The sequence below is a fragment of the Variovorax sp. Varisp85 genome (assembly GCF_047304045.1).
In the GTDB taxonomy this organism is placed as follows: Bacteria; Pseudomonadota; Gammaproteobacteria; order Burkholderiales; family Burkholderiaceae_C; genus Variovorax.
This window is the reverse complement of the sequence record NZ_JBGLYN010000051.1, coordinates 1-25,862: the sequence shown is the minus strand read 5'-3', so window position 1 is coordinate 25,862 and position 25,862 is coordinate 1. Positions and strand designations below refer to the sequence as shown.

The following is a 25,862-nucleotide window of genomic DNA, read 5'->3' as shown; positions in this document are numbered from 1 at the left end:
TGCAACAGCGACGCCGACGGCCTCTGCGCAGTCGTGCAATGGCGGTTGCACGAGCCCGGACCGGCTGAGTTCGTGACGGGGCTCAAGCGCGACATCGCGCTGCCCGGCCGCGTCGAGGAGGCGCTGCAGCGCGCCGCCCAATGCGGCTCGGAAGGCGGCACGTGCGCACAAGGAGGAGACCAGCGCGCGAAGCCCTTGTCCGTCTCTGGAAAGCCGCCGGATGAAGTTTTGGCGGGCGCCGCCGCTCAGTGCGCCATCCAGACCGGGACCGTGGCCGATTCCAGCATCGTGCGGGTGGCGCCTCCGAGCACGAGTTCGCGCGCACGGCTGTGGCCATAGCCGCCCATGACGATCAGTCCGGCGCCGATCTTCCCCGCCAGCGACAGCAGCGCTTGGCCGGCGTGCCTGCTGTCTTCCAGGGCCCGGTGCTCCTGCACCTGCCCAATGCCGTGCAGGCGCAGGTAATCCCGCAGCCGGGACATCGGCGGCACGGGGTCTTCGCTGTCTGCGCAGGCCTCCAGGTGGACCTCCTTCGCCGCCTGCAGCATGGGCAGGGCAGTGGTAAGTGCGTGGGCGGACTCGCGTGTCGAACGCCAGGCGACCAACACCTTCTCCGGCTTCGGGGACACCCTGCCGGCAAAAGGAACGATCAATGCAGGCTTGCCGCTGCCGAGCATGACTGCCTCGACAAAGTCGCCGGGCACATCGAAACCGGCCACGTCCCGCGGGTTGCGCTGCCCCAGCACCATGAGGTCGCAGGTGAGCGCGCGCTGGATGAAGCTCTCGACGACGGGTTCGCCGCGCAGTTCGCGCCAGTCGCTACGGTTGGCATGGTCTTGCAGAAGGCGCTCGAACACGGCTGCGGCATGGGCGCGGTGATCGGGATCGACCTCTCCGGCCATCGGCATCGACGGAATTCCACCCATCAGCGGTAGCACCGCCAGCACGGACGGGGACACCGCGAAGAGCGCGGTCAATGCCGACTCGTGCATGGCCGCGAGCCGGTGCGCGAGCCGCAGCCGCACCTCGGCACGTTCGGTGCCATCCAGGTGGACGAGGATTGAGCGCAGCGTGTTCATTTCAGGAACGGATGTGGTGAATGAGGAGAACTCTAGAAGTCCGCCGGGCCCGGCGTCTTGCGCTGGATCAAGGCGCAGCGAGGGCATCTCGGCATGCGCAACTCGCACCTGCTGTCGATTGCGCCTGCCGGCACCATCAGCCTTGCCCTTTCGGACAACGCGAGCCACGGCATCGAGCCGGCCTACGCCTGGACCTTCACGCGACGCAAGCGACTGCCGGAGGGCGAGGTGAAGGAGTACGTGGTCGAGGACCCTGCGCTCAGGCTGTACCGTGGCCCGCAGGCGGCGCCCGGGCTCGCGTTCGTATGAAGCGGCTCACCCCTTGAGCCAGACCGCGACGGCGCATGCGCAGGCCAGGCTTGCCACCAGTGCCGCTGCCACGCGCAGCGCATAAGCCCTGCCGCCAGCAGCCAGGGCCACCATGCAGCGTGTGAGTGTGTTGGTTCCGACCGCCACGAGCACGCCGCGGACGAACTGATCCACAGACAAGGTGCCGGCCGCGTGCAGCGAGGCGAGCGAGGCCACGGGCGCGTGCGCGTCGACCAGCGCCGCGAGCGCGATGCCGACCTGCAGGCCGGTGTCGCCGAAGTGCCGCTGCGCCGTGCCCACCAGCAGCGCAACCAGCGCCAGCGCGAGCGCGACGGTGAACGCTTCGCGCGGGCGCAGCGCGGTGCGCGTGCTGGCGGGCGCCTCGATCGCCGCTGATGGCCGGGAAGACAGAAGCGGCAGCAGGCCCACGGCCGCCGCGCCTGCCGCGCCGGCAAGTGCCACCGGCAACAGCGCGAGCCCGGCCGGCGGCGACAAGGCGGCGGTCATTGCCAGCGCAAGCACCCAGGTGGCCACCGCAGACAAGGCCGCAGCACCGGCCAGCAGGCCGGTGTGCAGTGGCTGTTCGCGCGCACGGTTGCCGAACGAGGCCACGGTGGCCGTGCTCGACACGAACCCTGATGCAAAGCCCGCGCCCAGCAGGCCGCCACGCACGCCGAGCCATCGCACCGCTGCCTGTCCCGCGGCCTGTATCGCCATGATCAGCAGCACCATGGAGGCCAGCGGCCGGGGATTGATGCCGCCGAGCATCTCGATGGGCCGGGAAGGAATGAGCGGCAGCGCGATGAGGGCGAGCGCCGCCAGCAGGATGCCGTCGTGCAGTTCCTGCTCGCTGAGCAACTCGGTTGCAAAGCGATGCAGCCTGCGGCGCGCCGCCAGCAGCAGTGCCAGGCCGGTCCCGCAGGCCGCGCCAAGCGATGGCTCGATGATGCACAGCACGCCGACCAGGTAAGTAGCGAACAGGGCGATCTCGGTGGTCATGCCCGGATCTTGCGAGCGGCTCTTCCAGTGCGACACAGCCGCCAGCGTGGCGACGAGCGCTCCCCCGATGGGAACGAGCGCCGGGACGGGAAGAATCTGCGCGACAGCACCCGCCAGCGCCACGACGGCGAAGGTGCGCAGCCCCGCGGCCGCGCGCCGGTCGCCGTCGCCCTTTCGGCGTTCGCGTTCGATGCCGACCATCATGCCGATGCCCAGCGCCACGGCCAGTCCGACGATCGCAGCCGATGGGCTGAAGGTGTTCATGCATTCAGTGTCCTCCGGCGTGGCGGCGCGTCAAGGCATCTGCACGGCGACGCAGGCATTCCTTGCGCTATCTCAAGGGCGCGCGAACGGGGAGGCATAACGTGGTGGCATGAAAGCACTCGTATACAGGGGCCCCGGCCTCAAATCGCTCGAAGACCATCCCAAGCCGGAGATCCAGACGCCGGGCGACGCCATCGTCAAGATACTCAAGACGACCATCTGCGGCACCGACCTGCACATCCTCAAGGGCGATGTGCCGACCTGCACGCCGGGCCGCATCCTCGGGCACGAGGGTGTGGGCGTGATCGAGAGCGTCGGCGCCGGCGTCACGGCCTTCAGGGCTGGCGACCATGTGCTGATCTCGTGCATCTCTTCGTGCGGCAAGTGCGAGAACTGCCGCCGCGGCATGTATTCGCATTGCGCCACCGGTGGCTGGATTCTCGGCAACACCATCGACGGCACGCAGGCCGAGTACGTGCGCATTCCGCATGCGGACACCAGCCTGTATCCCGTTCCGCCTGGCTCGGACGAAGAGGCGCTGGTGATGCTCAGCGACATCCTGCCGACCGGTTTCGAGTGCGGCGTGCTCAACGGCAAGGTCGCGCCCGGCAGCACGGTGGCCATCGTGGGCGCCGGGCCGATCGGACTGGCCACGCTGCTCACGGCCCAGTTCTATTCGCCGTCGCAGATCATCCTGATCGACCTGGACGACGGCCGGCTGGAGGTTGCGCGCCGCTTCGGCGCGACGCACACGATCAACAGCACCGACGGCAAGGCGGCCGAGGCGGTGCTCGCGCTGACCGGCGGCCGCGGCGTCGACGTGTCGATCGAGGCGGTCGGCATACCGGCCACCTTCGTGCTGTGCCAGGACATCGTGGCGCCCGGCGGCACCATCGCGAACATCGGCGTTCACGGGCACCCGGCCGAGCTTCACCTGGAGCGGCTGTGGTCGCAGAACATCGCGATCACCACGCGGCTGGTCGACACCGTGTCCACGCCGATGCTGCTGAAGACGGTGCAGTCCCACAAGGTGGACCCGGCCCGGCTGATCACGCACCGCTTCACGCTGGACCAGGTGCTGGATGCCTACGACACCTTCGGGCGCGCCGCCGAGACGCATGCGCTCAAAGTGATCATCGAAGCGTAGGGCCCTTGCGCCTGCCGGACTTTTCTTCCGCCTCTTCCATTTCCTCTTTCCAACGGGTTCTTCAATGTCGCTTTTTCATGCAGTCGCCTGGGTCGATCACCACGCAGCGCAAGTCCTTCAGTTCGACGCTTCGCAGGTTCTTGCGCAGCAGGTCAGGGAGCATGTCCACTGCACGCGGCAGCATGGCAGCAACGTGCGCAGCGAGCACGAGTTCTTCGGCGAGGTGTGCGATGCGATGAAGGGGGTCGCCGAAGTACTGGTTGCCGGCTCCCATACAGCGCAAACCGACTTCCGCCACTACGTCGAGAAGCACCGTCCCAAACTTGCGCAGCACATCGTTGGCTGGGAGACGGTGGGGCACATGAGCACCAACGAACTGATCGCGCTGGCGCGTCGCTACTTCTCGCTGCATGCGGGCATGGCAACGCCCATGAAGACCTGATGAGCCGGGAGCTCCCATGAAGAGAGCTGGAAACATCGCCGTTCTGGGCATGGCGCTCGCGCTCGCCAGTACTGCGGGCGCGCAGGTGGCCGGTACCAGGCGGCTGGGCTCCACGACCGCCGAAACCGAGCAGGTGATCGCTGGATGGAGCGCGAAGCAGAGCATCCTCGGACGGCCCGTGTACAACGCGTCGGGCGATACGCTTGGCAAGGCGCTCGACCTGATCGTCGGCACCGACAAGCACGTGACCTTCCTGATCGTCGTCACGGGCAATCCCCTCGGGGCATCCAGGCGCCTCGTCGCCGTTCCCGCGGCGCAACTGCAGGTGCACGGAAGCCGCCTTGTGCTTCCGGATACGGACCGGCTGTCGCTGGCTGCGCAGCCAGCCTTTGTTCATGCCCCCATCACCCGCACGCAGAGCACTATCGTCGAGCAGGCGCAGAAGGATGTGGACAGGGCCCGGCAGACCATCGCCCGGCTGGAGCGCATCTCCGCCCATCGCAGTGCGGAAAGCAGGGTCGACCTGGAACTGCAGATCCTCGAGCTGAGGCAGCGCCAGCAGGTGGTGGAAGACAAGATGGCCGAAATGGAGGCCGCGGACGCGGCGCAATGGCAGGCCGTGGAAGCCGAAGTCGGCCAGGCCTCGGCGCGCCTGCGCAGTGCGATCCGCGGCGCACCGGCCTGACGAAGCATCGCCCGCGCCCAGAACGAACTTTCAGCTCATGGAGACATTTCTCATGCCCAACGACGCCTTTTCCATAACCCCGACGGTCCCGACTGCATTCGGAGCCGGCTACCTTCAATCCGTGATGAATTGGCAGATGGCCGTCGGCAAGAGCATGTTGCTGGCACAGCGCGAGCAATGGGAAATGCTGGCGGCCTGGCAGCGCTCGATGGGCGCAGTGCAGCGCGAACTCACGGACCAGTGGATCTGCCGCTTCGGCGGCGGCGTACCGCTGGACGGCTAGGCGCGCGATGCTGTCCCTTCCACTGCGCAACATGCTCGACGGCATCGGCCAGCGCGCCGCGACGCGCTTCGCCGTTGTGATGCCCGACGGCAGTCGCCATGGCGTGGGCGAGGGCCCACCGGTCTTCACCATCACCTTCCATACCGAGGCCGCGTTGTTCGCCACGGCGACGCGCGGCCACATCGGCTTGATGGACGCCTACTTCGACCAGGAAGTGGACGTCGAGGGCGATTTCGGTGCCGCCCTGGCGGCCGGCATGACCGCCGGCTTCGACCAGCAGGCCGGTGCGCTCAACGGCATCGAGAACAGCCTGCACGAGCTGCGCCACTCCAACCGGGACCCGGCCCATGCCAAGGCCAACGCACGCGCGCACTATGGCCTCGGCACCGGCTTCTACCGGCCGTGGCTCGACGATCCACTGATGATGTACACCTGCGGCTACTGGCCCGAGGGCACCCGCAGCCTGGAGGAAGCGCAACGCCGCAAGATCGACCACGTGTGCCGCAAGATCATGCTGAAGCCCGAAGACCGCTTCATCGACATCGGCTGCGGCTTCGGCGGTTTCATGTTCCGCGCGGGAAAAGATCGGCACCACCGGCGTCGGCCTCAACACCACCACCGAGCAGGTCGAATGGCTGCGCGACGAGATCGAGCGGCGCGGACTGGAAGCCTCGCTGCAGGTGCGCGAAGCCGACTTCCGCGACGTCGACGAGCAGTACGACAAGGTCGTATCCATCGGCACGCTGGAGCACGCGGGCCGCGACCAGCTGCCCGAGGTGATCCGGGCGCACGCGCAGTTCCTCAAGCCCGGCGGGCTCGGCATCCTGCACTTCATCGGCCACGTCGGGCGCTTCGAGACGGAGCTCTTCATACGCAAGCACGTATTTCCCGGCGGCTGGATTCCCAGTCTGGCCGACGTGATCGTGGAAATGGAGCGCAGCGGCCTGGAGGTGCTCGACATCGAGAACCTGCGCCGGCACTACGCACCCACGCTCGATGCCTGGGCCGAACGCTTCGAGACGCATTGGCCTGCCATACAGATCCTCGACCCGCAGCGCTTCGACGAACGCTTCCGGCGCATCTGGCGCACCTACCTGATCGGCTGCGCCGAGATGTTCCGCTCGCAGGCGGGCTACACGCACCTGTTCCAGATCGTCTTCAGCAAGGGCAATGTGACACCGCAGAGCTACCCGATGGGCAGGGAGCACCTGTATGAACCGCAGCACTGAGGCGCTGGCTCACGCGGAACGCAGGAGCCACCTCATGGCGGCCATGCGCGAAGACGGCGTGGGGCCGGCGCCGCCGATCGCGCTGGCCAAGCGAACGTCGAACCTGTTCCGCGACCGCCAGGCCGGTCCGAGGCGCCTCATCGACCTCGGCGATTTCAACCATGTCATCGGCATCGATACCGCATGCAGCACGGTCGAGGTCGAAGGCATGGCCACCTACGAGGCTCTGGTGGCTGCAACGCTGCGGCACGGCATGATGCCGGCGGTGGTGCCCCAGCTCAAGACCATCACCGTGGGCGGGGCGGTAGCGGGCGTGGGCATCGAGGCGACATCGATGCGCCAGGGGCTGGTCCACCACTCGGTGCTGGAACTCGACGTGCTGCTGCCGGACGGCCGCATCGTCCACTGCACCCCCGACAACGCGCATCGCGACCTGTTCTTCGGCTTTCCGAATTCCTACGGTTCGCTCGGCTACGCACTGCGGCTGGTGCTGCGCACGCTGCCCGTGCAGCCCTATGTGCGCGTGGAGCACATCGCATACGAGCATCCCGAGGAATTCTTCGCGGCGCTGGCCGAGGCCTGCGAGGGCGATGCCGACTTTGTCGACGGCGTAGTGTTCGGCCCCCGGTCGATGGTGCTGAACATCGCTCGCTTCGAGAACACCGCCCCCTGGCTGAGCAACTACGAGTTCGAGCGCATCTACTACCGCTCGCTGCTGGAGATGCCGGTCGACTACCTCAGCGTGCACGACTACCTGTGGCGCTGGGATACGGACTGGTTCTGGTGTTCGCGCAACTTCGGCGCGCAGAACCCGCTGGTGCGTCGCCTGTTCGGCCGTGAGCACCTCAACTCCCGTACCTACACGCGGCTCATGCGCCTGAATGCCCGCTGGAGCGTGACAAGGCGCCTGGCAGCATGTCACGGGCTGCACACCGAATCCGTGATCCAGGACGTCGACGTCCCGATCCGCTCGGCGCCGGCCTTCCTCGACTTCCTGCAGCGCGAGATCGGCATCCTGCCGGTCTGGATCTGCCCGTTGCATGTGCCGGACCCTGGCGCCTGCTTTGCGCTGTACCCGCTCGATGGGGGCACGCTGCATGTCAATTTCGGCTTCTGGGACGTGGTCGAGCGCCGCGAAGCGCATGAAGCGGGGCACTTCAACCGCCTGGTCGAACAGGAAGTGCTGCGCCTGGGGGGCATCAAGTCGCTCTACTCGGACAGCTTCTTCACCCGCGAGGAATTCGACAGCGCCTACGGCATGGGCACCTACACCATGCTCAAGCGCCGCTACGACCCCGAAGGCCGCGCACCGCATCTGTACGACAAGTGCGTGCTGAAGCACTGATCCGGCGTTGATTTGATCGCCGTCAACCCCCGCGCGCTCCCGGGGCACGAACATCTGTCTGACGTCCATTTCCTGCGCCAGGACGCGGCGCACCACCTTGCGGGGCATCCATGAACTTCAAAACCATCCTCGTTCACCTGGACCATTCGGTCCGCAGTTCCGTGTGCGCCGCGATGGCGGCCCAGTGGTCCCGGGCGCACGAGAGCCACCTGGTCGGGCTGGTGCCCACGGGCCTGTACGACGGCGTGATTCCCGCCGACGCCATCGCCACCGGCATGACCGACTACATCGTCGAGTCGGCCGACTATCTGCATCGGCGAGCCGAGGCTATCGCGCGCGAGTTCAGGGAAGGCATCGCCGGATCGGGGCCCTTGTCGTACGAGGTGCGGCTGGTCGATGGCGCTACGGTGGACGCCGTTGTGCGGTACGGGCGCGCGAGCGATCTCGTGGTGCTCGGACAGGAAGACGACTCGAACAGGAAGGACACCACGGTGCGCGGGCTTGCCGAGCAGGTGCTGATGGAAGTGGGGCGACCGGTGCTGGTCGTGCCTTCGGCCGGTGCGTTCGGGGGGATCCCGAAGAACATCGTTGCGGCCTGGGACGGCTCGCGTGAAGCCGCCATGGCCCTTCAGGCGGCATTGCCGGCGATGAGGCGCGGGACACGCGTCACGCTCCTGTCGCTGCGCCACCCGCGCGACGAAGACAACACGCAGCAGCTGCTGGTATCGGACATGATCCAGTTCCTGCTGAGGCACGGCGTGCAGGCGCGTGCCGAGTCCGAGGTGACCGAAATCGACGTCGCAGACGCGTTGCTGTCGCGGGTTTCGGACCTGAGCGCCGACCTGCTGGTGATGGGCGGCTACAGCCATTCGCGCCTGCGCGAGCGGATCCTGGGCGGCGTGACGCGGCAGATCCTCGCGCAGATGACGGTGCCGGTCCTGATGGCGCACTGACGCGGATGGCCGCGGCGGCCGATGGCGGCACGCTTGACGCAAGACACCCAGGACCCATCGTGACCGACAACCCGCCTCAGGGCCTGACCGATTCCGAGGCCGCGCAGCGCCTGCGCCGCGACGGTCCGAACGTGCTGCCCTCCGTCTCCCGCAAGGGATTGGCCCGCATCGCCTGGAGTGCGCTGACGCAGCCGATGTTCTTGTTGCTGCTGGCGACCGCCGCGTTGTATGCGCTGCTCGGCAGCCTGGGCGACGCCGGCATGCTCGCGCTCTCGGTGCTGCTGGTGGGCGGGCTGTCGATCTATCAGGAGCAACGGACCGAGCGTGTGCTCGAAGCGCTGAAGGAGCTCTCCAGCCCCCGCTGCACGGTCGTGCGGCAGGGGCGCGCGCTGCACATCGCGAGCCGCGAGCTGGTGCGCGGAGATCGCCTTCTGGTGAACGAGGGCGACCGGTTGTCCGCCGATGCGCGGATCGTTGAGGCCGTCGGGCTGCAGGTCGACGAGTCCTTGCGCACCGGCGAATCGATGCCGCAGGGCAAGCACGCGAACGTCGAAGGCGAGGGCGGCCGGCTCTTCGCGGGTAGCCTGGTGGTGCGCGGCGATGGCGTGGCCGAGGTGACCGGCACCGGCGCGCACACCGCACTGGGGGCCATTCACCGCTCGATCTCCCAGCTCGCGTCCCGTGCGAGCCGGCTGCAGGAGGAATTGCGCCAGCTGGTGGGGCGCGTCGCCTGGCTTGCGGCCTTCACCTGCGTCGTCGCGGCAACGGTGTTCGCGCTGCGCGAGGGCTCGTGGACGCAGGGCCTGCTGGTAGGACTGACGCTGGCAATGTCGCTGATCCCCGAGGAGTTCGCGGTCGTGTGGAGTGTGATGCTGGCGCTCGGCAGTTGGCGCCTTGCAAGGTCGAACGTGCTGACCCGCCAGCCGCAGGCCATCGAGGCGCTCGGCACCACCACGGTACTTTGCGTGGACAAGACCGGAACGCTGACGCACAACCGCATGGCGCTCACGGCGCTGTACGACATGGAGGCGGAATGCAACCCGGGCGCGGGCGAGCCGGCCGCGCGCTTTCATCGCCTGCTGGCGGGCGCGCTGCGCGCCAGCAGCACGGGCGGCGTCGAGCCCATGGACCACGCGGTGCGCGCCACCGCGCAAGCCGCGGGCCTGGCCGGCGGCGATGCCGGCTGGACGCCCGGCCCGCGCCGCGGCATCCGCGACGGCATGCCCTATGTCGTGCACTGGTGGCAGGCGCCCGGCGAAGCCGGGCAGACGGTGGCGGTCAAGGGCGCAGCGGAGGCCGTGCTCGGGCTCTGCGATGCCGAGCCGGCGCTGATGCAACGGCTGTGGGAAACCGCCGACCGATGGAGCGCGGCTGGCCTGCGGGTGCTCGCAGTGGCCGAGGGGCATGCGGCGCAAGCCGGCGACGACGCCGCGCTGCCCGGCGGGCTGCGCCTGGCGCCGTTGGGCCTGCTCGGCTTCATGGACCCATTGCGCGCGGAGGTGCCCGGCGCCATCGAGGAATGCCGGCGCGCGGGCGTTCGCGTGGTGATGATCACCGGAGACGCGGCCCTCACAGCCCGCGCGATCGCGCAGCAAGCCGGGCTGATCGATGGAAGCGAGTGGCAGGTGATGAGTGGCAAGGCGCTGGCCACGATGGACGACGAGGCACTGCGCCGCTGCGTACGCGACGTGCAGGTCTTTGCGCGGGTCGATCCCGCGCAGAAGCTGCGCATCGTGCGGGCTCTGCAACGGCAGGGGGACATCGTGGCGATGACCGGCGACGGCGTCAACGACGCACCGGCGCTCAAGGCTGCCGACATCGGCGTCGCGATGGGCCTGCGCGGCACCGATGTTGCGCGCGAAGCTGCCTCGCTGGTGCTGCTGGACGACAACTTCGCTTCGCTGGTCGAGGCAGTGCGCGCCGGCAGGCGCATCTTCGCGAACCTGCGCAAGGCGCTGGGCTATCTCTTCGCGGTGCATGTGCCGATCGTCGGCGTGGCGCTGATCCCTGTCGTGATGGGCGGCCCGGTGCTGTTGCTGCCGCTGCACGTGGTGCTGCTGGAACTGTTGATCGACCCGGCCTGCTCGCTGGTGTTCGAGGCCGAGCCGGCGCCCGACGACAGCATGACGGTGCCGCCGCGTCCCCGGGACGACGCGCTGTTCTCGATGGCTTCGGCGGCCCGCGCGTTCGCGATGGGGGCCCTGGTCTTCGTTGGCGTGGCGCTGGTGCAATGGGGCTGCCGCGCGCTGGGGGCCACGCACGAGGAACTGCGCATGGCCAGCCTCGGGTCGATCGTGCTCGGCAACCTGCTGCTGCTCGTGTGGTTTCGCGGCGCCAGTGTCCGGCTCACGCACACCAACACGGTGTTCAATGCTCTATTGGTTGGCGTGTGCGTGGTCTGGGGGATGCTGACGGCGGTGCCTGGCGTGGGGGCCCTGTTCGGCCTGCCGGATACGTCTTCGCCGTGGGCCTTGTGGGTCGTGCTTCCTGCGGGCTGGTCGCTTTGGCGCCTTTTCGCCATCTCCAAACGTCATTGAATCGCAAACAAGCCATATGGACACCACACTGGTCAACGCACTGCGAGAGCAACTCCAGCGGGAGACCGGGCAACCCGTGGTCTTGGTCGAAACGCACATTTCCTGGGTGCTGCTGACGCGGACGCAGGCCTTCAAGCTCAAGAAGCCGGTACGCCTGCCGTTCCTGGACTTCGGCAGCGTCGAGGCCCGAAAGCACTTCTGCGAGGAGGAGCTGCGCCTCAACCGACGCTTTGCTCCTTCGCTCTACGTCGACGTGGCACCGGTCTGCGGCACGCGCGAGTCGCCGCGCATCGGCGGCGCCGGCACGGTGATCGACTACGTGGTGCGCATGCTGCGATTCCCGGGGTCGTCGCTGCTGCGCGACCTGCTGGTGGAAGACCGGCTGCAGCCCGCGCTGCTCGACGGCTTCGCGCAGCGGCTGGCGGCCCTGCACGCGGCAGCGGAGCGAGCGGCGCCGGTGCCAGGCTTCGGCAGTCCTGACTCGATCGTTCGAGCAGCTACGGATGCGCTGGCCGCGTTGCGGGCGCAGGGCGGCGAAAGCCGCCTCGCCCCCCTTGCAGCACTGGATACGTGGGTTCGGGAGCAAGGCCAGGTGCTGCGCATGGCATGGATCGCCCGCCAGCAGGGCGGCTCGATACGCGAATGCCACGGCGATCTGCACATGGCCAACGTGGTCCTAGTCGACGGTGCGCTCATGCCTTTCGACTGCATCGAGTTCGACCCGGCGCTGCGCTGGATCGACGTGATGAGCGACCTTGCATTCCTCACCATGGACCTGAAGGCCCACGGCCGCGACGATCTCGCACTCCGCTTCCTGGACGCCTGGATGCAGCACAGCGGTGACTACCCGGCCCTGCAGGTGTGGCGCTTCTACGAGGTTTATCGGGCGCTGGTGCGGGCCATGGCCACGGGACTGGGTCCGAGGCCCCCGGATGGCGAGGCCCGGCCCGACTACCTGGCCTGCGCAACGCGGATGACGGTGCAGCCGGAGGAGGGCGCCCGCCTGATGATCACGCACGGCTTGTCGGGCTCAGGAAAATCCAGCGTCGCCTTGCAACTGTTGGGCGCCGCGGGCGCTGTCCGCGTGCGATCGGACGTGGAGCGCAAGCGGCTGTATGGCCTCGATCCGCTGGCGCGCTCCGCCGCCCTTGGGCTCGACATCTACGGCGCGCAGGCAACGCGGCAGACTTTCGAAAGGCTGCGCGCCTGCGCCCGCGATGCACTGCTGGCGGGCTATCCAGTGATCGTGGACGCGGCCTTCCTGCGCGGCGCCGAGCGACGCAGCTTCGAAGCCCTTGCAACCGAGCTCCGCGTGCCTTTCACGATCCTGGATTGCCGCGCAAGCCCGGCCACGCTGCGCCGCCGCGTGGCCGAGCGCGACACGGCAGGCACGGACGCCTCGGAAGCCGGCCTTTCAGTGCTGGAGCGTCAGTTTGAATGGCAAGACCCGCTGGCGGCCGACGAGCGCGCGCTGACCATCGAGGTCTCCACCGAAGACACCGTAGACATCGCGCTGGTCGCAGCGCGCTGGCGCGCCGCGACCGCGAACCGCTGAACCCTCACTGGCTGGCGAGCGTTCCGCTCGGCAGCGTGAAACGCTCGTGTTCGGTCTTCGCGCTTTCGGGCGCACGCACCAGCAGCACCGGCACTGGCGACAGGCGCAGGATGTGCTCCGCGCTGCTGCCCATGACCCAGCGGCCGAGTCCTCGACGGCCGTGAGTGCCGATCACGATCAGCTCGGCCTTCGATGCTTCCGCCTCGGCGATCACCTGGTCGTACACGGTGCCCTTGAAGCTGTCGAGCAATACGGTGTCGGCTTCGACGCCTTCCTCGACCGCCTTGGCCCGCGCGGCCTCGAGCAGCTTCGTGGCGTTGCCGCGCAGTTCTTCGAGCCAATTGCCGGCATGGCCCGCGTAGGCATCCATGGCCAGCGCGAAGGACAACTCGTCGATGACGTGCGCCAGGCGCAGGCGCCCGCCCGTGAGCTTTGCCAGCTTGATGGCTTCGGCCAGGCCATGGCTGGATGTGGAACTGCCGTCAATGGGAACAAGAATTCGCTGGTACATGGCACGACTCCGGTTTGTGGTGTGGATCGGTCCAGTATCCGCACGGGCGCTCCGCGCGGCTTGACATTGATCAAGCGCGGGGCCTGCCGACGGCCAGGGCTTGATCTGGAACAAGCCTGCGCGCGAACGAAAGCGCCACCCTTGAGGCATGCACAGGACAACCCTCATGACCCACGCCACCGTTCGCATCATTCGCCAGGAGCACGCCGCGCTCGCCGCCATGCTCCGCTCCATCGTCATGCTGCTCGAGCAACACCGCAAGCAGGGCACTTTGCCCGATTTCGCGACGCTGCGAGCCATGCTCTTCTACGTGGACGAGTTTCCGGAGAAGCGCCACCACCGCAAGGAAACCGAGTTGCTGTTTCCCAAGCTGCGCGCCAGGACGCCGATCTCGCGGGATCTGCTCGACAAGCTCGACGGCGACCATGCCAAGGGTGAGCGCAGGATCCGCAACGTCGAGCACGCGCTGCTCGCGTTCGAGATGCTGGGCGAGTCGCGGCGCGAAGAATTCGAGAAAACGGTCGGCGAGTATGTCGACTTCTACCTGAGCCACATGGCGCTGGAGGAGCGCGAGATCCTGCCGCTGGCCGAGCGCGTGCTGACCGAGAACGACTGGCGCGACCTGGACGAAGCCTTCGCCCAGAACCGCGACCCGATGACCGGACACGTGCCCGATCTCGAATACAACGCGCTCTTCACGCGCATCGTGAACATCGTTCCCGCGCCCATCGGCCTGGGACCGGCCCTCTGAGCCGGTTGCCGGCTCAACGCACCAGCACGTAGGTGCCCGGCGCGTCGCACAACGGCGGCATGCCGCGCCGCGGCGCACCCAGCCGGGACCGGGGGCGTCAAGAAGTCGCTGCTCCACGGTGTACACCGCCAGCAGGCCAAGGAAGGAAAGCCGTTGTCTGACCGGAAGGAGAAGGGCACGAAAGCAAAGAAGTCAAAGAAGGAATGAAGGCCAGAACCCGCCGCCAGAACGACGGCGAGTGATGGATCTTCGCCCCTTCAGTGCCGGTGGCCTGTTTCCACGCTCGTCTGGCAGGCCGCGCACCGGACGGCGGTGGGCTGCGCGAACAGCCGCGCACGCGGAATCTCGGCACCGCAGTCTTCGCAGACGCCGTAGCGTCCGTCCGCCAGGCGCGCGAGCGCCAGCTCGATCGCTTCGAGCCTGGTGCGATCGATCTCGATCTCGGCCAGATGCACGTCGGCTGCGCGCTCCGCTTCGGCTTCGTCGGCATGGGTCGTCACTTCGCGACCGCCTCCGGATTCCAGGAGCTGGGCCGTGGGCACCGAGGCGCGGAGTTCGTCGAGAACCTGCCGCTTCAGCATGTCGAGCTGCAGATGAAGCGAGCGGCGGTCGGCTGCGTCGAGGTGTTTCATGGTGTGTCGTCCTTGAGATGCGATGGCTGCGATGGAGGTGTTGCGCCGCGGTCAGAGGCGGCCACGGCGCGAGGCCGGAAGGCGGATCGCCACATAGGCGAGCCGGCGGTCGCGCATCACCAGCAGCGCGACCGTGTCTCCGGGAGGCACCCGCGCAAGGCTTTGCTTGAAGTCCTCCGGGCGATAGAGCTTCGTTGTGTTCATGGCCACGACCACGTCTCCGGCACGGATGCCTTCGCTGCGCGCGAGGCCGCCGGCCTCACGCACCATCAGGCCGCTGTCGATGCGCAACTGCAGCCGCTGCGCGGGGGAAAGATCGCCCACGCTCAAGCCCAGGCCGTCGTTCCATTCGGGCGCCGCGGCCGCGAAAGAGGTGCCGGCGACGGCGGGTTGGACTACCAGCGCGACCTGGAGCATGCGGGCAGCGCCGCGTCGCCACACCTCGAGCTGCAGCCGACTGCCGGGCGCGCGTTGCGCAATCTGCTGCGGAAGATCGATGAAGTGCAATAGAGGCTTGCCGTCGAGGGCCAGCACCGCGTCTCCCTGCGCCAGGCCCGCAGCTTCCGCGGGGCTGCCCGCCTCGACGCGGACCACCAGGGCGCCGGCCGTTGTTGAAGCAGGCAGGCCGAAGGACTGGGCCAGCGCAGGCGTCATCTCCTGGAATTCGGCGCCCAGGTAGGCCCGCAGCACCGCTCCGTGTTCCTGCAGCTGGTTGGCGATGCGCATCGACAGGTTGATCGGCACCGCGAAAGACAGGCCCATGTAGCCGCCGCTGCCGCTGTAGATCATCGAGTTGACGCCCACGACCTCGCCGCGGCTGTTGAACAGCGGGCTGCCCGAGCTGCCCGGATTGATGGCGACGTCGGTCTGGATGAAGGGGATTTCGCCCGCGCCGCCCATGACGCGCCCGACAGCGCTGACGACGCCCGCCGTCACGCTGCCGTGAAATCCGAAAGGCGAGCTGATCGCAGCCACCCAGTCGCCGGGGCTGAGCGTCGAGGAGTCGCCGATGACGGCCACGGGCAGGGCGCTCGCATCGATCTTCAGGAGGCCGACGTCGGTGCGCTTGTCGACGCCGACCACGCGCGCCGTGAAGCGGCGCCCGTCGTCCAGCTGGACCTGGGCCTCGTCGATGTTCGTGACCACGTGGGCGCTCGTGAGGATCAGGCCGTCGCTGCGGATGATCACGCCCGAGGCGAGGTCGCGGATCTGGCTGATCCGCGCGCTCGCCGGCAGGGGCCAGGCCAGCCGGTCGGCGAAGTCGTGCTCCGGGGCGATTTCCAGTTCGATGTCTTCCGGGGTCTCGTCGCGTCCGATGCGCAGGGTGCTGATATCGACCACCGACTTGCTGCGACTTGCAACCAGGGACGAGAAGCCACTCGTGCCCGCCGCAACAGGCTCGGTCGCGGCCGCTATCTGTCCGCGAGGGGCCGAAGGAGGCACAGGTCTGGGCGCGGCGCAGGCACAGAGCAGCGAAGTGCCAGCGGCAAGCGTCCACGCGAGGTGGGCGGTGCGATGTATCACACCTGTCTGAAAGAGAAAATTGGCCACGTCGATCCGGACTCGGCCTTCAGATCGATTGCGGCGACAGCATCACGGGGCGCACCACTGCCTGCGAATCTTCGGCACTGCTCACAGCGCTGCCGAAGGCCTGCAGGCGGGCCGCACAACTGCCGTCGTCGACCTCGCGCATCGTGAGCGAGGAGCTCAGGATCGGCGCGCGGCCCAGGAGCTTGCCGATCTCGGCTGCAGCGTTCGGTGCTCCCTGTCCACCCATGACCGAGAGCACGGCGACATCGGGCAGCCGCTGGCGTTGGCGCGCGACGAAACTGCGCATGGGGCCGGCGAGTTGCAGCATCCAGATCGGCGACACCAGCACGACGGCATCGAAGTCGCTGGGCGGCGGACCGTCGTAGCGAATGGCGGGCTGTCGCCGGAAGAACGAGTCGAGCACGCAACGCAAGCTGCCGAGGGCGCCGCTGCGAGGGCGCACCTCGGTGACGTTCGCGATGTGCCAGTTCTGCTGGCTGCACAGGAGCTCCGCGACCTGGCGGGAAGTGCCCGTGTAGGAATAGACGATCACCAGGACGTTGTTCATGCTTGCCTCTGCTGCGTTCATGGACAGTCAATGTAGGCAGCGTCGGAAGCCGCGACCTTGCGCTGCATCAAGTACCGGCGGTGTCGCGCCGAGGTGCTGCGAGCCATCGGATTTCTTGATTTGGCGCAAGGCGAGGCGCCGGGTGCGCGAGGACCATCCTTGCACCGGGGAACGTCTCCGCCGAAGGAACCATCATGAAAATCCTGCTTGCCGTCGATGGCAGCGACTACACGAATCGCATGCTGTCCTACCTGACCACGCACAAGGATTGGGCGAATGCGGGCCACACCTTCACGGTCTTCCATGCGGTGCTGCCGGTGCCGCACCGTGCCGCGGCCTTCGCAGGGCCGGACATCGTGCACGGGTACTACGAAGACGATGCGCGGGTGGTGCTCGAGCCTGTGCGCGCGTTGCTGGCCAGGAACGGCATCGAAGCCCGCTTCGAGCACCGCATCGGCCACCCCGCCGAGGAGATAGCTTCGTTCGCGCAGAAGGGGCAGTTCGATCTCGTGATGATGGGTTCGCGGGGCCATGGCACCTTGACCAACCTGGTGCTGGGGTCGGTTGCCACCAAGGTGCTGGCTGCGTGCACGGTGCCAGTCTTGCTGGTGCGTTGAATGAGTGCCGCAACCCTGGCACGGGGCGTGATCGTGGCCGCCTTCGGTGCATTCGCGCTGGCGGGCGGAACGAGCACCTGGTCGCAGACGCGATCGTCGTGCCTTGAGCGCACGTCGTCGGGACTGCAAGGCTCTGATTTCGTGGCGGCCGCGGCGCGTCAGTCGCCTGCGGTGGTGAGCGTGACAGTCGCGGGCACGGGCAACGACTGGGTTGCCGCCAGCGATCAGCGCGCACCGACGCAATGGGGCCGCGGCGTGGAGCGCGGTTTCGCGTCGGGGTTCATCTTCCGCCGCGACGGCTACATCCTGACCAGTGCGCACGCGGTGACCGGTGCCCAGGCTATCTCCATCGTCACCGAGGACCAGCGCCGCTTCGATGCCGAGGTGGTTGGCATCGACCGCCGCACCGACGTGGCGCTGCTGCGGGTCGCGGCGTCCGACTTGCCGGTCGTCACCGTGGGCCGCAGCAGCGAGCTCTGCCCGGGCGAATGGGTCGCCGCGATGGGCGCCCCCTTCGGCTTCGAGCGCAGCGTGACCGCCGGCGTGGTGAGCGCCAATCCGCGTTACGTGTCAGGTGGGAGCGGGGTGCCGCTGATACAGACCGACGTCGCGCTCAACCCGGGCAACTCGGGCGGGCCGTTGTTCGACGAACGGGGCAGGGTGGTCGGCATGAACTCGATGGCCTACTCGCCCGGCGGGGGGTACTCCGGCATGTCGTTCAGCCTGCCGATCGACACGGCGATGCACATTGCGGACGAGCTTCGTATCACCGGGCGGGTGATGCGGGGGCATATCGGTGCCCGTATCCAGCCCCTGACCGTCGAACTCGCGCCGGCCTTCGGGCTCGATACCGCATTGGGGGCGCTGGTGGTGCGCGTCGACCCGGACAGCCCCGCCGAGCTGGCAGGGCTTCGCAGCGGCGACGTGGTGCTGGCCGTCGATGGCGCTGCCGCAATGCCCTATGCCGACATACAGGATCGTGTAGCCGGAGCCCGCAAGGGCAGCCTGCTCGCATTGAAAGTCTGGCGCCACAAGACGCCGTTGACGATGCAGGTAGGCGTGGCCGAAATCCCACCGGACCTCGCGCCCCGGCTGGCCGCACGTGCCTTGCCGCAAGAGACGCGCTTCGGGCTCGAACTCTCGGAGCGAAAGGGTGTGCTGGGCATCAGCCTTCTGGATCCCGGTCTCGTTGTGCAATCGGCCTCGGGTTCGGCTCAGCGGGCGGGATTGCGCTACGGCGACATGCTGATCGCGGTCAACGATGTGCAAGTGGCCGGCCTGGCGGATTTCGATGCGGCGATCCAGTCCATCAGAGAGAGCGACACGGTCGCTTTGCTGGTCATGCGCGGCTCGGCCCGCAGCTATGTGCCGATTCTTCCGCGCGGTCCGCAACGTGCCCCCGTGGCGCGAGGCGCGAGCGATGCCACCGTACGGATGCCGTGAGGCTTGTGCAATGGAAAAGTCGACCAGCTGTGGCGTTCTGGTGTTCGATGCAGCAGGGCAACTGCTGCTTTGCCATGCGACCGACAGCCGGTATTGGGACATCCCCAAGGGCGCAAGCGATGGGCAGGAGCAGGGCGCGCAGACCGCCGTGCGTGAGGCGTTCGAGGAATGCGGCCTCCGGTTGCTGCCTGCTCAGCTGAGGGAGATTGGACTTTTTCCCTACCGCCGGGACAAAGAGCTTCGGCTCTTTGCGGTGCTGGTGAGGCATTTCGAGGCGAAATCCTGCGTGTGTTCCAGCTTCTACATGGACCGCCGTGGACGACGTCGCCCCGAGATGGACGGGTTCCGCTGGGCCGCATTCGAGCAGTTGCCCCAGTTTTGCGCACCCAGTCTTGTCACAGTGCTGACGCAAGAGCTTTCTTTGGCCGGAATCCATGGGCAACTGCTCTACGAAGTGAGGCCGGTCGATGCAGTGCTTGCGCCGCGCGGGGGGCTCGGGATTGATCCTGCGCAAGGTCGGTCGCAGCCGCTCGCCCAAGAATGACCGCAGGCCATCCCATCCGCCCATCACGGGGTCGTCCCATGAACATCACTTTGAACGGAGCCCGTAAGCAAGCAGCAATCCCGTGTTGACGAGCGGTGCGCAAGCTGGTTGGGTGCCGGCCAACTACTTTGTCCCCCCGCAGTCCAAGCCAACGGTCGAGCCAATAATCGCGTCATGACGATCAGTCCGTTGGAGGCTTACCTTGACCTGCAGTTGCGGTTCGCCGAACGCTATTGCGCGCTGACCGATGTCCCAGTTGCAGACGCGATCGGCAAATGCACGAATTTGCGTCGGAGATTCGGTCTTTGGGGGCCCGCGGGCGATCGCGCTTGGGCTGCATTCTTGCAAGAGATTCCGTCCTGCGCGCAACATCGCGATCTCTTGCGCCTGACGCTGAGCGCTGCAAGCGCCGCGCCCACAGTCCGGCAATCACCATTCGGATGCTTCAGCTACGACCCCGGCGGTGCAGACAGGACACTGCGACTTCACTTCATGCCGGATCCACGCCATCGGCGCAGCAGCCCTCTTGCTAGCAGTAGTACGCACGAGCGTCATGCGGAGTTGCGAGCACTGTTCGCAGAAGTTCGTCGGCAGCACCCCGACGTTCAACAGGTTCTCGGCTTCTCGTGGCTCTATCACACTCAAGCCTATACGCGGCTCTTCCCGCTGGCGTATGTCGAGTCGCTCGTACCCGCAGAGGGGCCGCTCCATTTGAACGGAAGTTCCATCTGGGGACAGGTCTTGAATCATCGCCATCAGTTGAAGCCCGGGGTCGCCGATCTTGTACTTGACGCACTTCAGCCGAGTACCGTTGATTTTCCGTGGCGGGCCTTTCCGCTGCAGCCGCTCGTCGCGTACTGCTCAGCGGAACACTTTTTCAACTGGTTCGCGGTGGAATGACGGACGCCCATGGCGATAGGGCGTTGAAGTCGGCCGACAGCATCTCACACCGCCAGCCAAGAGCGAAGAACACGCTCATTCAAGGACTTAGGGCCGCGCTTCGCGGGTCCTGTCGCTCCGATCGCGACAAGGAGTCTCAACTTTGCCGCGCGCGACGCGATTTCTGTTTTGTGCCGTAGTGATCTGCAGCGCAGATGAATCGATCGAATCAAGGCGCAACGCATCTATTCGGATGTTTTGTCGCTCACTTGTTTGCGCTGTGCGAAAGGCTCAAAAGAAAAGATCGCACGAATGAAAACAGCAGCGAAACGCCCCAACTATCGGCGACAGTTTAACCCAAGCGACAACCCAACTGGCAATTTATTTGCCAATTCTAATGTCAATTGACAAGCCAACTTAAATGACAATCTAAGGGGGTTCTTCGCCGGGCTATACGCGGCAAGGTTCTCTCGGAAGGAGAGCCAGGTTGATTTCTCAAGCAAACTTCGCTTGAATGGCAAGCTTGTCCAACTGTTCTTGGAGGCCATCCCGCACCGTTGCTCAAAGAAAATGAGCTCCGGCTGTTCTAGCAGCCGAAGCTCTGAAAATTCCTTGCAGAAATTTCAGCCTCGACAATACGCGCAGAAATGCACGTAGTCAAGGCGTGGGGATCCTTTTTCATGTCTTTTTGAAACGGCCGGGCAGCCTTCTTTTGCTGCCATGCCACAGCCAAGACCTCGCACGCCAAGTGGAAGACTTGGGACACAGTTGCGCGGTGTCCTGTCAGACCAGTTCCATGCCAGAAGGCATCAAGCGAACGATCTGATTTACACCTACAGCCCTCGAGCAGACGCGGACGTTGTGCTTCGGAGCAGTCTCGAGTACGCGCACTTTCTTCTAGTGGAATCTGACCCTCGCGTGGCTCGGGTCGACTACGCCCCCGCAGAGAGGGTTGCACGGTTGTGTGGGGAGAGCATTGCGACGACTGTGGATGTGGAAGTAGTCGACATCGATGGGACTGTGACCTGGCGGGAAATCAAATACTTAAAACATCGTGAGATAAACGAAAGGGAACATGCTTATGAAACTTGGCAACTCCTAATTCAGAACAAAATGGCAGACGGGTTGGCGGATAATTTCCAAATTCTTACAGAAAAGGAAATCTATCTCAACCCGGTCAGAATAAGAAATTGGAATCGCATTGTCGCCTGGATAGCGCAGGTGCGAGAGTTTAGCTTGGGCAAAGAAGGGCAAGCAGTGCTTGCATTAATTAGGAGGCGAAAGCAAGTCAGGTTTGAAGAGATGTTGGCGATTGGCGAGAAAGATCGGGCGGGGTTGTTTGCTGCGGCGCTATTCAGGGAGGTGCAAAAAGGAACTGTCGCGAGCGATTTAGAACGAGCGCCGTTATCTCCGCATTCCTTGTTTTTTCAGCGGGAGGAAAAGACATGAAAACGCGTATCACCTTCCGGACATGTCCTTTTCACTCGCGAGATGTCGATGTCTGGCCAGTTTGCGACGTCACGCTGCTGACAGAAAATGAACGTGAAATCTTTCATCGAAAAGCAAAAGGCATTCGCCGATATCTGGAGGATGGAAGCCTAAAATCGGCCGCCAGAATTGCTAGGTGCTCTGGGTCCACACTGCTTGATTCATTCAATAGATGCCTCAAAATCGCAGGTGATGGCCGAATTTTTGGCTTTCGGGCGCTGCTTCCACACCTCAGAACAAAAAAATACGTGAGGAACAAGGCCCTGCCACGAGGCCGCGCGATCGGTGCCTCGGGGAGCAGCGGCGCATTTGACGCGTTTCTTTCGGAACATCCTGAATTGCATCAGGAACTCGACCGGCGTATCGAGCGCGGAGGTTCAGAGAAAGGGGGCTCAGCACACCCGCAATCCTTCAAGATTTTTGAGGGATTCGTACAGCTCTGCCGGTGCTATGTGGGGCCGGACTGCTACCCGTTGAACTCCCGAAGCAAGGGGCGGCGTTCAGTTGAGCGTTACATCAAGGCGTACCGGGAACGACATCTTTCATGTGTTGAGACATGGTACGGGGGCGATGCAGCGCAGCGACTTCGCCTGGGGACGGGCCACAAGTCCTTTCATCTCGGCGAGGCGCCCTTTGACGTCGTCGGCTTTGATGCTCACAAAATCCATTGTGTCGGGACTATCGACGTCCCTGGGCCAGCAGGCAGGCAGACAATTCCTATCGAGCGGATCTGGGTTTGCGTCGCGGTGGATTCGGGGTGCTCGAAGGCAGTCGTGGGTTATTCAATCGGGATCTGTACCGAGATCAACGCGGCGCATGTGGAGTTGGCCATCAAAAACTGCCTCACTGAATGGGCACCTCTCAAGCTGACAGTACAAGACGTCTCCTACAAAGTGGGCGCTGGACTGCCTGTCGGCACCGTCCCCGGGCTCAGCGCATGTCGGTTCGCTTGCCTCACGATGGACAACGCCGCGCAACACTTCGCCAACCGCATCGTTGACAGTATGCGTCGCGCGATGGGGTGCACGATCCGCTGGGGGCAAGTGGGGGCATGGTGGCGAAATTCGGAAGTGGAACGCTTCTTTAAGACCTTTGAGGGAGGTGGCATCCAAAGCCTTCCGTCATCGACTGGATCGAATGTCCATGATCCACTGCGAGACAATGCCTCCGAAAACGCGATTGCTAAATGCATCGTCTGGGAAGAAGTGCTGCAGCGTATCGATGTGTGTATCGCGAACTACAACGTCACGCCGCACACAGCTCTCGGCGGACAGAAACCATTGGACGTGCTCGCCAAGCACCTTTCCCCTGCAAGCCGAACATTTGTAGAGCGTCCTAGCGTCCCAATCACTGCGTTCACGCCGCAACTTGGTGTCACAGTCGAATGGCGAATCGTACGAGGAGATTTGAAGCTCGGAAGGCGGCCATACATCGAGGTAGATCAGGCCAGATACACCGGCGACTCGCTCTCTGGCAAGTTCGATTTCGTGGGAGCCACAGTCATTGTTCATATCAACGAGACGGATATGAGCAGCATCCAAGCGTACCAAGAAAATGGCCTCCTGCTCGGAACTCTTCGCCCCATCGACTCCGAATGGCGCAGACAGAACAAGGTTCCTCGCGACTTGGTGAAGGCAATCAACGCCAACATTCGAGATGCCGAAAACCTGCTCAACCCGCTGGATGCGCACATCGATGATCTGCGCGAGACGGCAACCCGTGGCAGGAAAAAATCCTCGAAGAAGATCTCTCGCGATGCCACAAGGCTCGCAGACGCATTGCACCGGACTGACGCGCAATTAGCGGATCCGCGAGCTGCCACAACCCGGCGATCTTCCAACCGCCCAGCTGTGAGAACGCTACCTCCCAGCATGCCAGCGCCGACATGGGAAATTGAGTAGTTCGAGACGATCAAGCAAGGAGAGAAAATGCACGAAAACCTGCTCCTTCCGGGACCCGAGCGAGACTCGATGTACGCCGCACACCCTGTGGTTTGCAATGCCGTTCAGATTGCTACCGCGCCTGTCATCGAGGCGGAACGCGCTGTGAGGGCCGCCGTATTGCACCGCGATCCCGGAACCTATTTTCTCGGGGAGCCGCGGATGGGGAAGACCACGACCATAGAGATGATCGAGTCGGTGATGCCTCAAACTTTCCCCGGTGTTCCTGTCTTCGATCTCATTGCGAAGACACACCAACATCAGAACGAAAAGATCTTCTACGGCGATCTCCTGACGGACCTCGATCAAACACCGGGGCCGAATGTCAAGATGGCCGAGCGACGCAACCAGTTGCTCAATCACGTCATAGCGAACTGCCGGACGGTGCTCAGCGACCGCGCAATTCTCTTCGTCGACGAAGGTCAAAACTGGGGTGAGTGCGAGTATGAGTGGATGCGGGATCTAACTAACGACTGGCGCAAACGGGATGTCGTGTGCGTGACGATCGTCTTCGCGCATCCCAATCTTGAGAACAATGTCAAGGTCAGGTTTGTGCGGCGCAATCGATCGGATCTGACCGGTCGCTATCTCATCTCTCGCCATACGTTTCGGGGCCTGTCCAATCTGGCTGAATTAAGGGATTCGTTCGAGGCGTACGACAATCCCAAGCGGCATCAATTTCCCCACGGAAGTGGAATTTGCTACAGCCGGTTCTTCTTCCCAAAGGCATTCGATGGCGGATGGCGCTTGCGCGATGAGGCTGAAGTTGCATGGTCGCTATTCTCTGCATACTCCAAACCGGCCGAACGTTCTTGTGCATCGATTGGCATGCAATGGGTCAGCGCAGCTGTTCGTAACTTCATCTTTGCGGCAAACGATCCGATTCAACCAGATGCCCGCGGCCGACTATGGACTGAAGCAATACGTGCGGCGGTCTATGACGCGATGTCCTGAGCCGTGGCGCAGCGATGAGCCGAGAACGGACCGCGCCTCAGATGAAGATGGGGCTGCTTTGGAGTGATAGATGGTTCTTTGAGTATGAAGGACCATTCACCCGACTTGCCAAACTCGCGATCGTGAACGTTCTTACGTCGCAGCGGATCAACAAACTGCTGTTCGGTCGGGGCAACTCGCTATCGTCATTCGGTGCAGTCCACGCGCGGAGCTTGGTTGACCCCCGCTGGATGTCGCTGACGTTGCGCAGCGATCCCAACCGGAAGCCTCACTTCAGCGTCGCCGCGCTCCAAGCTTCCTCCTTACACGCCTACTGTGGACACCTTTGCTTTGAAATCGCCTCAGACGCGCAGTTTCGATACTGTCCGACCTGCCTCGCTCAAGGCTTCCAGTCGTCAATCCATCAAATCGACGGGATACTCAGGTGCCCAATCCATGGTGATGCTTTCAGTGACCGATGTCCGTCGTGCGGTGGGGCGTCGCCACGATACGCTGTCGCCGCAGCCGCCTTCGACAAGCCTATGCGATGTCCGGGCTGCGGTGCGTGCTATGCGAACGCGTGGTCGTTAGATGGAATGGTGACGTCCTGGACGCGCGTGAAGGGAAGCGACCGACTGATGGTTGTGCAGGATTGGCTCCAACGAGTTGCGTCGCGCCGGTCGCCAAAGTTGGGAGAATATGCCTTGGCGGCGATGTCGGCACGGGAGCAGCGCCTGACTATCTTTGATTTTCTTAGAAGAGCCGTTCCACTGAACTTGCCGGGCCTGCATCCTAACGGGATGACGGTCTCTGTGGGCAAATTGACCCACGGTCCATTTCGCAGACGTTTTCTGGACGAACTATGCGCTGAGCGCACCACCATTTACAGATCAATCCGACGTCATTTCCATCGAACGCTCGGCATCGGGCGATTGCTTCGAAGAGCGGATGCGACTCGAGATCTGTCGTGGGCCTTCCAGGGCGTTTGTTACTCGAGACGCGGACTGACGCCCCCCGTACTTCACGGATTCCTGCTCTGGCGTGCTCGATTTGAGGGACAGTTACCCATTGCTTGCTACAGTCCAAGAAAGAGTTTCGAATTCGAGCGGAAGCAGATGACCTGGTCGCGTCCCATTCCGTGGTGTAGGTCCACAGCCCGGAGAAGGCTGAGCTGCACGGTACTCAGCGTGCCACTGCGG

General features: G+C 64.8%; 22 protein-coding genes and 2 pseudogenes. 18 read left to right on the top strand and 6 right to left on the bottom strand.

The window, feature by feature from the left end; all coding sequences use genetic code 11:
* Nucleotides 1-245 precede the first annotated feature (245 nt).
* Complete coding sequence (locus ACCC97_RS19565) at nt 246-1,079, bottom strand: universal stress protein (RefSeq protein WP_007827751.1); 834 nt, start codon at nt 1,077-1,079, stop codon at nt 246-248.
* A gap of 78 nt (nt 1,080-1,157) precedes the next feature.
* On the opposite strand from ACCC97_RS19565, the pseudogene ACCC97_RS19560 reads away from it, so the two are divergent.
* Nucleotides 1,158-1,352 (top strand): annotated as a pseudogene (locus ACCC97_RS19560) (hypothetical protein); the annotation flags it as partial.
* A gap of 42 nt (nt 1,353-1,394) precedes the next feature.
* On the opposite strand, the gene ACCC97_RS19555 reads toward ACCC97_RS19560, so the two are convergent.
* A complete protein-coding gene (locus ACCC97_RS19555) occupies nt 1,395-2,651 on the bottom strand; it encodes an MgtC/SapB family protein (protein WP_413334499.1) in 1,257 nt (418 codons plus the stop codon).
* A 109-nt stretch (nt 2,652-2,760) separates the two neighbouring features.
* On the opposite strand from ACCC97_RS19555, the gene ACCC97_RS19550 reads away from it, so the two are divergent.
* The 9 genes and pseudogenes from ACCC97_RS19550 (at nt 2,761) to ACCC97_RS19510 (ending at nt 12,827) form a co-directional block, all read left to right on the top strand.
* The gene (locus ACCC97_RS19550; RefSeq protein WP_413334497.1) at nt 2,761-3,798 is read left to right on the top strand and encodes a zinc-dependent alcohol dehydrogenase family protein; all 1,038 of its coding nucleotides are present in this window, start codon (nt 2,761-2,763) and stop codon (nt 3,796-3,798) included.
* Between the two features lie 64 nt (nt 3,799-3,862).
* Nucleotides 3,863-4,240 (top strand): hypothetical protein, encoded by a 378-nt coding sequence (locus tag ACCC97_RS19545; protein WP_413334495.1) that lies wholly within the window; start codon nt 3,863-3,865, stop codon nt 4,238-4,240.
* Nucleotides 4,241-4,256: 16 nt separating this feature from the next.
* Nucleotides 4,257-4,925, top strand: coding sequence for a PRC-barrel domain-containing protein (locus ACCC97_RS19540; protein ID WP_413334493.1), 669 nt, complete (start codon nt 4,257-4,259; stop codon nt 4,923-4,925).
* A 52-nt stretch (nt 4,926-4,977) separates the two neighbouring features.
* On the top strand, nt 4,978-5,208 hold the full coding sequence (locus tag ACCC97_RS19535; protein WP_413334491.1) for a hypothetical protein: 231 nt from the start codon (nt 4,978-4,980) through the stop codon (nt 5,206-5,208).
* 7 nt (nt 5,209-5,215) lie between these two features.
* Nucleotides 5,216-6,437: pseudogene (locus tag ACCC97_RS19530) on the top strand (class I SAM-dependent methyltransferase).
* Nucleotides 6,421-7,782 carry an FAD-binding oxidoreductase gene (locus tag ACCC97_RS19525; protein ID WP_413334489.1) on the top strand — a complete coding sequence of 454 codons (1,362 nt, stop codon included), beginning with the start codon at nt 6,421-6,423 and terminating at the stop codon, nt 7,780-7,782. The pseudogene ACCC97_RS19530 and the gene ACCC97_RS19525 overlap by 17 nt, the downstream one beginning before the upstream one ends.
* A 110-nt stretch (nt 7,783-7,892) precedes the next feature.
* Nucleotides 7,893-8,735: a universal stress protein gene (locus ACCC97_RS19520; RefSeq protein WP_413334487.1), complete on the top strand. Its 843-nt coding sequence runs from the start codon at nt 7,893-7,895 to the stop codon at nt 8,733-8,735.
* A 59-nt stretch (nt 8,736-8,794) separates the two neighbouring features.
* Entirely contained in the window at nt 8,795-11,272 is a 2,478-nt protein-coding gene (locus ACCC97_RS19515) for a cation-translocating P-type ATPase (RefSeq protein ID WP_413334485.1), read from the top strand.
* Nucleotides 11,273-11,288: 16 nt separating this feature from the next.
* Nucleotides 11,289-12,827, top strand: a complete 1,539-nt coding sequence (locus ACCC97_RS19510; RefSeq protein WP_413334483.1) for an AAA family ATPase — start codon at nt 11,289-11,291, stop codon at nt 12,825-12,827.
* 4 nt (nt 12,828-12,831) lie between these two features.
* Here ACCC97_RS19510 and ACCC97_RS19505 read toward each other — a convergent pair whose 3' ends face one another.
* Nucleotides 12,832-13,338: a universal stress protein gene (locus tag ACCC97_RS19505; RefSeq protein ID WP_413311936.1), complete on the bottom strand. Its 507-nt coding sequence runs from the start codon at nt 13,336-13,338 to the stop codon at nt 12,832-12,834.
* Between the two features lie 166 nt (nt 13,339-13,504).
* Here ACCC97_RS19505 and ACCC97_RS19500 point away from each other — a divergent pair, with 166 nt between their 5' ends.
* A complete protein-coding gene (locus ACCC97_RS19500) occupies nt 13,505-14,089 on the top strand; it encodes a hemerythrin domain-containing protein (protein ID WP_413311937.1) in 585 nt (194 codons plus the stop codon).
* A 257-nt stretch (nt 14,090-14,346) separates the two neighbouring features.
* Here ACCC97_RS19500 and ACCC97_RS19495 read toward each other — a convergent pair whose 3' ends face one another.
* From ACCC97_RS19495 to ACCC97_RS19485, 3 genes are all read right to left on the bottom strand, one after another.
* The gene (locus ACCC97_RS19495) at nt 14,347-14,721 is read right to left on the bottom strand and encodes a TraR/DksA family transcriptional regulator (RefSeq protein ID WP_007827728.1); all 375 of its coding nucleotides are present in this window, start codon (nt 14,719-14,721) and stop codon (nt 14,347-14,349) included.
* A gap of 51 nt (nt 14,722-14,772) precedes the next feature.
* A complete protein-coding gene (locus ACCC97_RS19490; protein WP_413334481.1) occupies nt 14,773-16,062 on the bottom strand; it encodes a trypsin-like peptidase domain-containing protein in 1,290 nt (429 codons plus the stop codon).
* A 229-nt stretch (nt 16,063-16,291) separates the two neighbouring features.
* Entirely contained in the window at nt 16,292-16,819 is a 528-nt protein-coding gene (locus ACCC97_RS19485; protein ID WP_413334479.1) for a flavodoxin family protein, read from the bottom strand.
* Nucleotides 16,820-17,013: 194 nt separating this feature from the next.
* Here ACCC97_RS19485 and ACCC97_RS19480 point away from each other — a divergent pair, with 194 nt between their 5' ends.
* The 7 genes from ACCC97_RS19480 to ACCC97_RS19450 all read left to right on the top strand — a co-directional run bounded on the left by ACCC97_RS19480 (nt 17,014) and on the right by ACCC97_RS19450 (nt 24,684).
* The gene (locus ACCC97_RS19480) at nt 17,014-17,436 is read left to right on the top strand and encodes a universal stress protein (RefSeq protein ID WP_007827722.1); all 423 of its coding nucleotides are present in this window, start codon (nt 17,014-17,016) and stop codon (nt 17,434-17,436) included.
* A complete protein-coding gene (locus tag ACCC97_RS19475) occupies nt 17,437-18,879 on the top strand; it encodes a trypsin-like peptidase domain-containing protein (RefSeq protein ID WP_007827720.1) in 1,443 nt (480 codons plus the stop codon).
* A 10-nt stretch (nt 18,880-18,889) separates the two neighbouring features.
* Nucleotides 18,890-19,423 (top strand): NUDIX hydrolase, encoded by a 534-nt coding sequence (locus ACCC97_RS19470; RefSeq protein WP_413334477.1) that lies wholly within the window; start codon nt 18,890-18,892, stop codon nt 19,421-19,423.
* Nucleotides 19,424-19,597: 174 nt separating this feature from the next.
* On the top strand, nt 19,598-20,323 hold the full coding sequence (locus ACCC97_RS19465) for a hypothetical protein (protein WP_007827716.1): 726 nt from the start codon (nt 19,598-19,600) through the stop codon (nt 20,321-20,323).
* Nucleotides 20,324-21,220: 897 nt separating this feature from the next.
* Complete coding sequence (locus tag ACCC97_RS19460) at nt 21,221-21,751, top strand: hypothetical protein (RefSeq protein WP_413334474.1); 531 nt, start codon at nt 21,221-21,223, stop codon at nt 21,749-21,751.
* The gene (locus tag ACCC97_RS19455; RefSeq protein WP_413334472.1) at nt 21,748-23,691 is read left to right on the top strand and encodes a hypothetical protein; all 1,944 of its coding nucleotides are present in this window, start codon (nt 21,748-21,750) and stop codon (nt 23,689-23,691) included. Before ACCC97_RS19460 ends, ACCC97_RS19455 begins: the two co-directional genes overlap by 4 nt.
* Before the next feature lie 27 nt (nt 23,692-23,718).
* Nucleotides 23,719-24,684: an ATP-binding protein gene (locus ACCC97_RS19450; RefSeq protein ID WP_413334470.1), complete on the top strand. Its 966-nt coding sequence runs from the start codon at nt 23,719-23,721 to the stop codon at nt 24,682-24,684.
* Nucleotides 24,685-25,862: the final 1,178 nt, after the last annotated feature.

Coding starts and splice junctions, on each gene's coding strand:
- ACCC97_RS19565 (WP_007827751.1), bottom strand. CDS start 1,079: ATGAACACGCTGCGCTCAATCCTCGTCCACCTGGATGGCACCGAACGT.
- ACCC97_RS19555 (WP_413334499.1), bottom strand. CDS start 2,651: ATGAACACCTTCAGCCCATCGGCTGCGATCGTCGGACTGGCCGTGGCG.
- ACCC97_RS19550 (WP_413334497.1), top strand. CDS start 2,761: ATGAAAGCACTCGTATACAGGGGCCCCGGCCTCAAATCGCTCGAAGAC.
- ACCC97_RS19545 (WP_413334495.1), top strand. CDS start 3,863: ATGTCGCTTTTTCATGCAGTCGCCTGGGTCGATCACCACGCAGCGCAA.
- ACCC97_RS19540 (WP_413334493.1), top strand. CDS start 4,257: ATGAAGAGAGCTGGAAACATCGCCGTTCTGGGCATGGCGCTCGCGCTC.
- ACCC97_RS19535 (WP_413334491.1), top strand. CDS start 4,978: ATGCCCAACGACGCCTTTTCCATAACCCCGACGGTCCCGACTGCATTC.
- ACCC97_RS19525 (WP_413334489.1), top strand. CDS start 6,421: ATGAACCGCAGCACTGAGGCGCTGGCTCACGCGGAACGCAGGAGCCAC.
- ACCC97_RS19520 (WP_413334487.1), top strand. CDS start 7,893: ATGAACTTCAAAACCATCCTCGTTCACCTGGACCATTCGGTCCGCAGT.
- ACCC97_RS19510 (WP_413334483.1), top strand. CDS start 11,289: ATGGACACCACACTGGTCAACGCACTGCGAGAGCAACTCCAGCGGGAG.
- ACCC97_RS19505 (WP_413311936.1), bottom strand. CDS start 13,338: ATGTACCAGCGAATTCTTGTTCCCATTGACGGCAGTTCCACATCCAGC.
- ACCC97_RS19500 (WP_413311937.1), top strand. CDS start 13,505: ATGACCCACGCCACCGTTCGCATCATTCGCCAGGAGCACGCCGCGCTC.
- ACCC97_RS19495 (WP_007827728.1), bottom strand. CDS start 14,721: ATGAAACACCTCGACGCAGCCGACCGCCGCTCGCTTCATCTGCAGCTC.
- ACCC97_RS19485 (WP_413334479.1), bottom strand. CDS start 16,819: ATGAACAACGTCCTGGTGATCGTCTATTCCTACACGGGCACTTCCCGC.
- ACCC97_RS19480 (WP_007827722.1), top strand. CDS start 17,014: ATGAAAATCCTGCTTGCCGTCGATGGCAGCGACTACACGAATCGCATG.
- ACCC97_RS19475 (WP_007827720.1), top strand. CDS start 17,437: ATGAGTGCCGCAACCCTGGCACGGGGCGTGATCGTGGCCGCCTTCGGT.
- ACCC97_RS19470 (WP_413334477.1), top strand. CDS start 18,890: ATGGAAAAGTCGACCAGCTGTGGCGTTCTGGTGTTCGATGCAGCAGGG.
- ACCC97_RS19465 (WP_007827716.1), top strand. CDS start 19,598: ATGACGATCAGTCCGTTGGAGGCTTACCTTGACCTGCAGTTGCGGTTC.
- ACCC97_RS19455 (WP_413334472.1), top strand. CDS start 21,748: ATGAAAACGCGTATCACCTTCCGGACATGTCCTTTTCACTCGCGAGAT.
- ACCC97_RS19450 (WP_413334470.1), top strand. CDS start 23,719: ATGCACGAAAACCTGCTCCTTCCGGGACCCGAGCGAGACTCGATGTAC.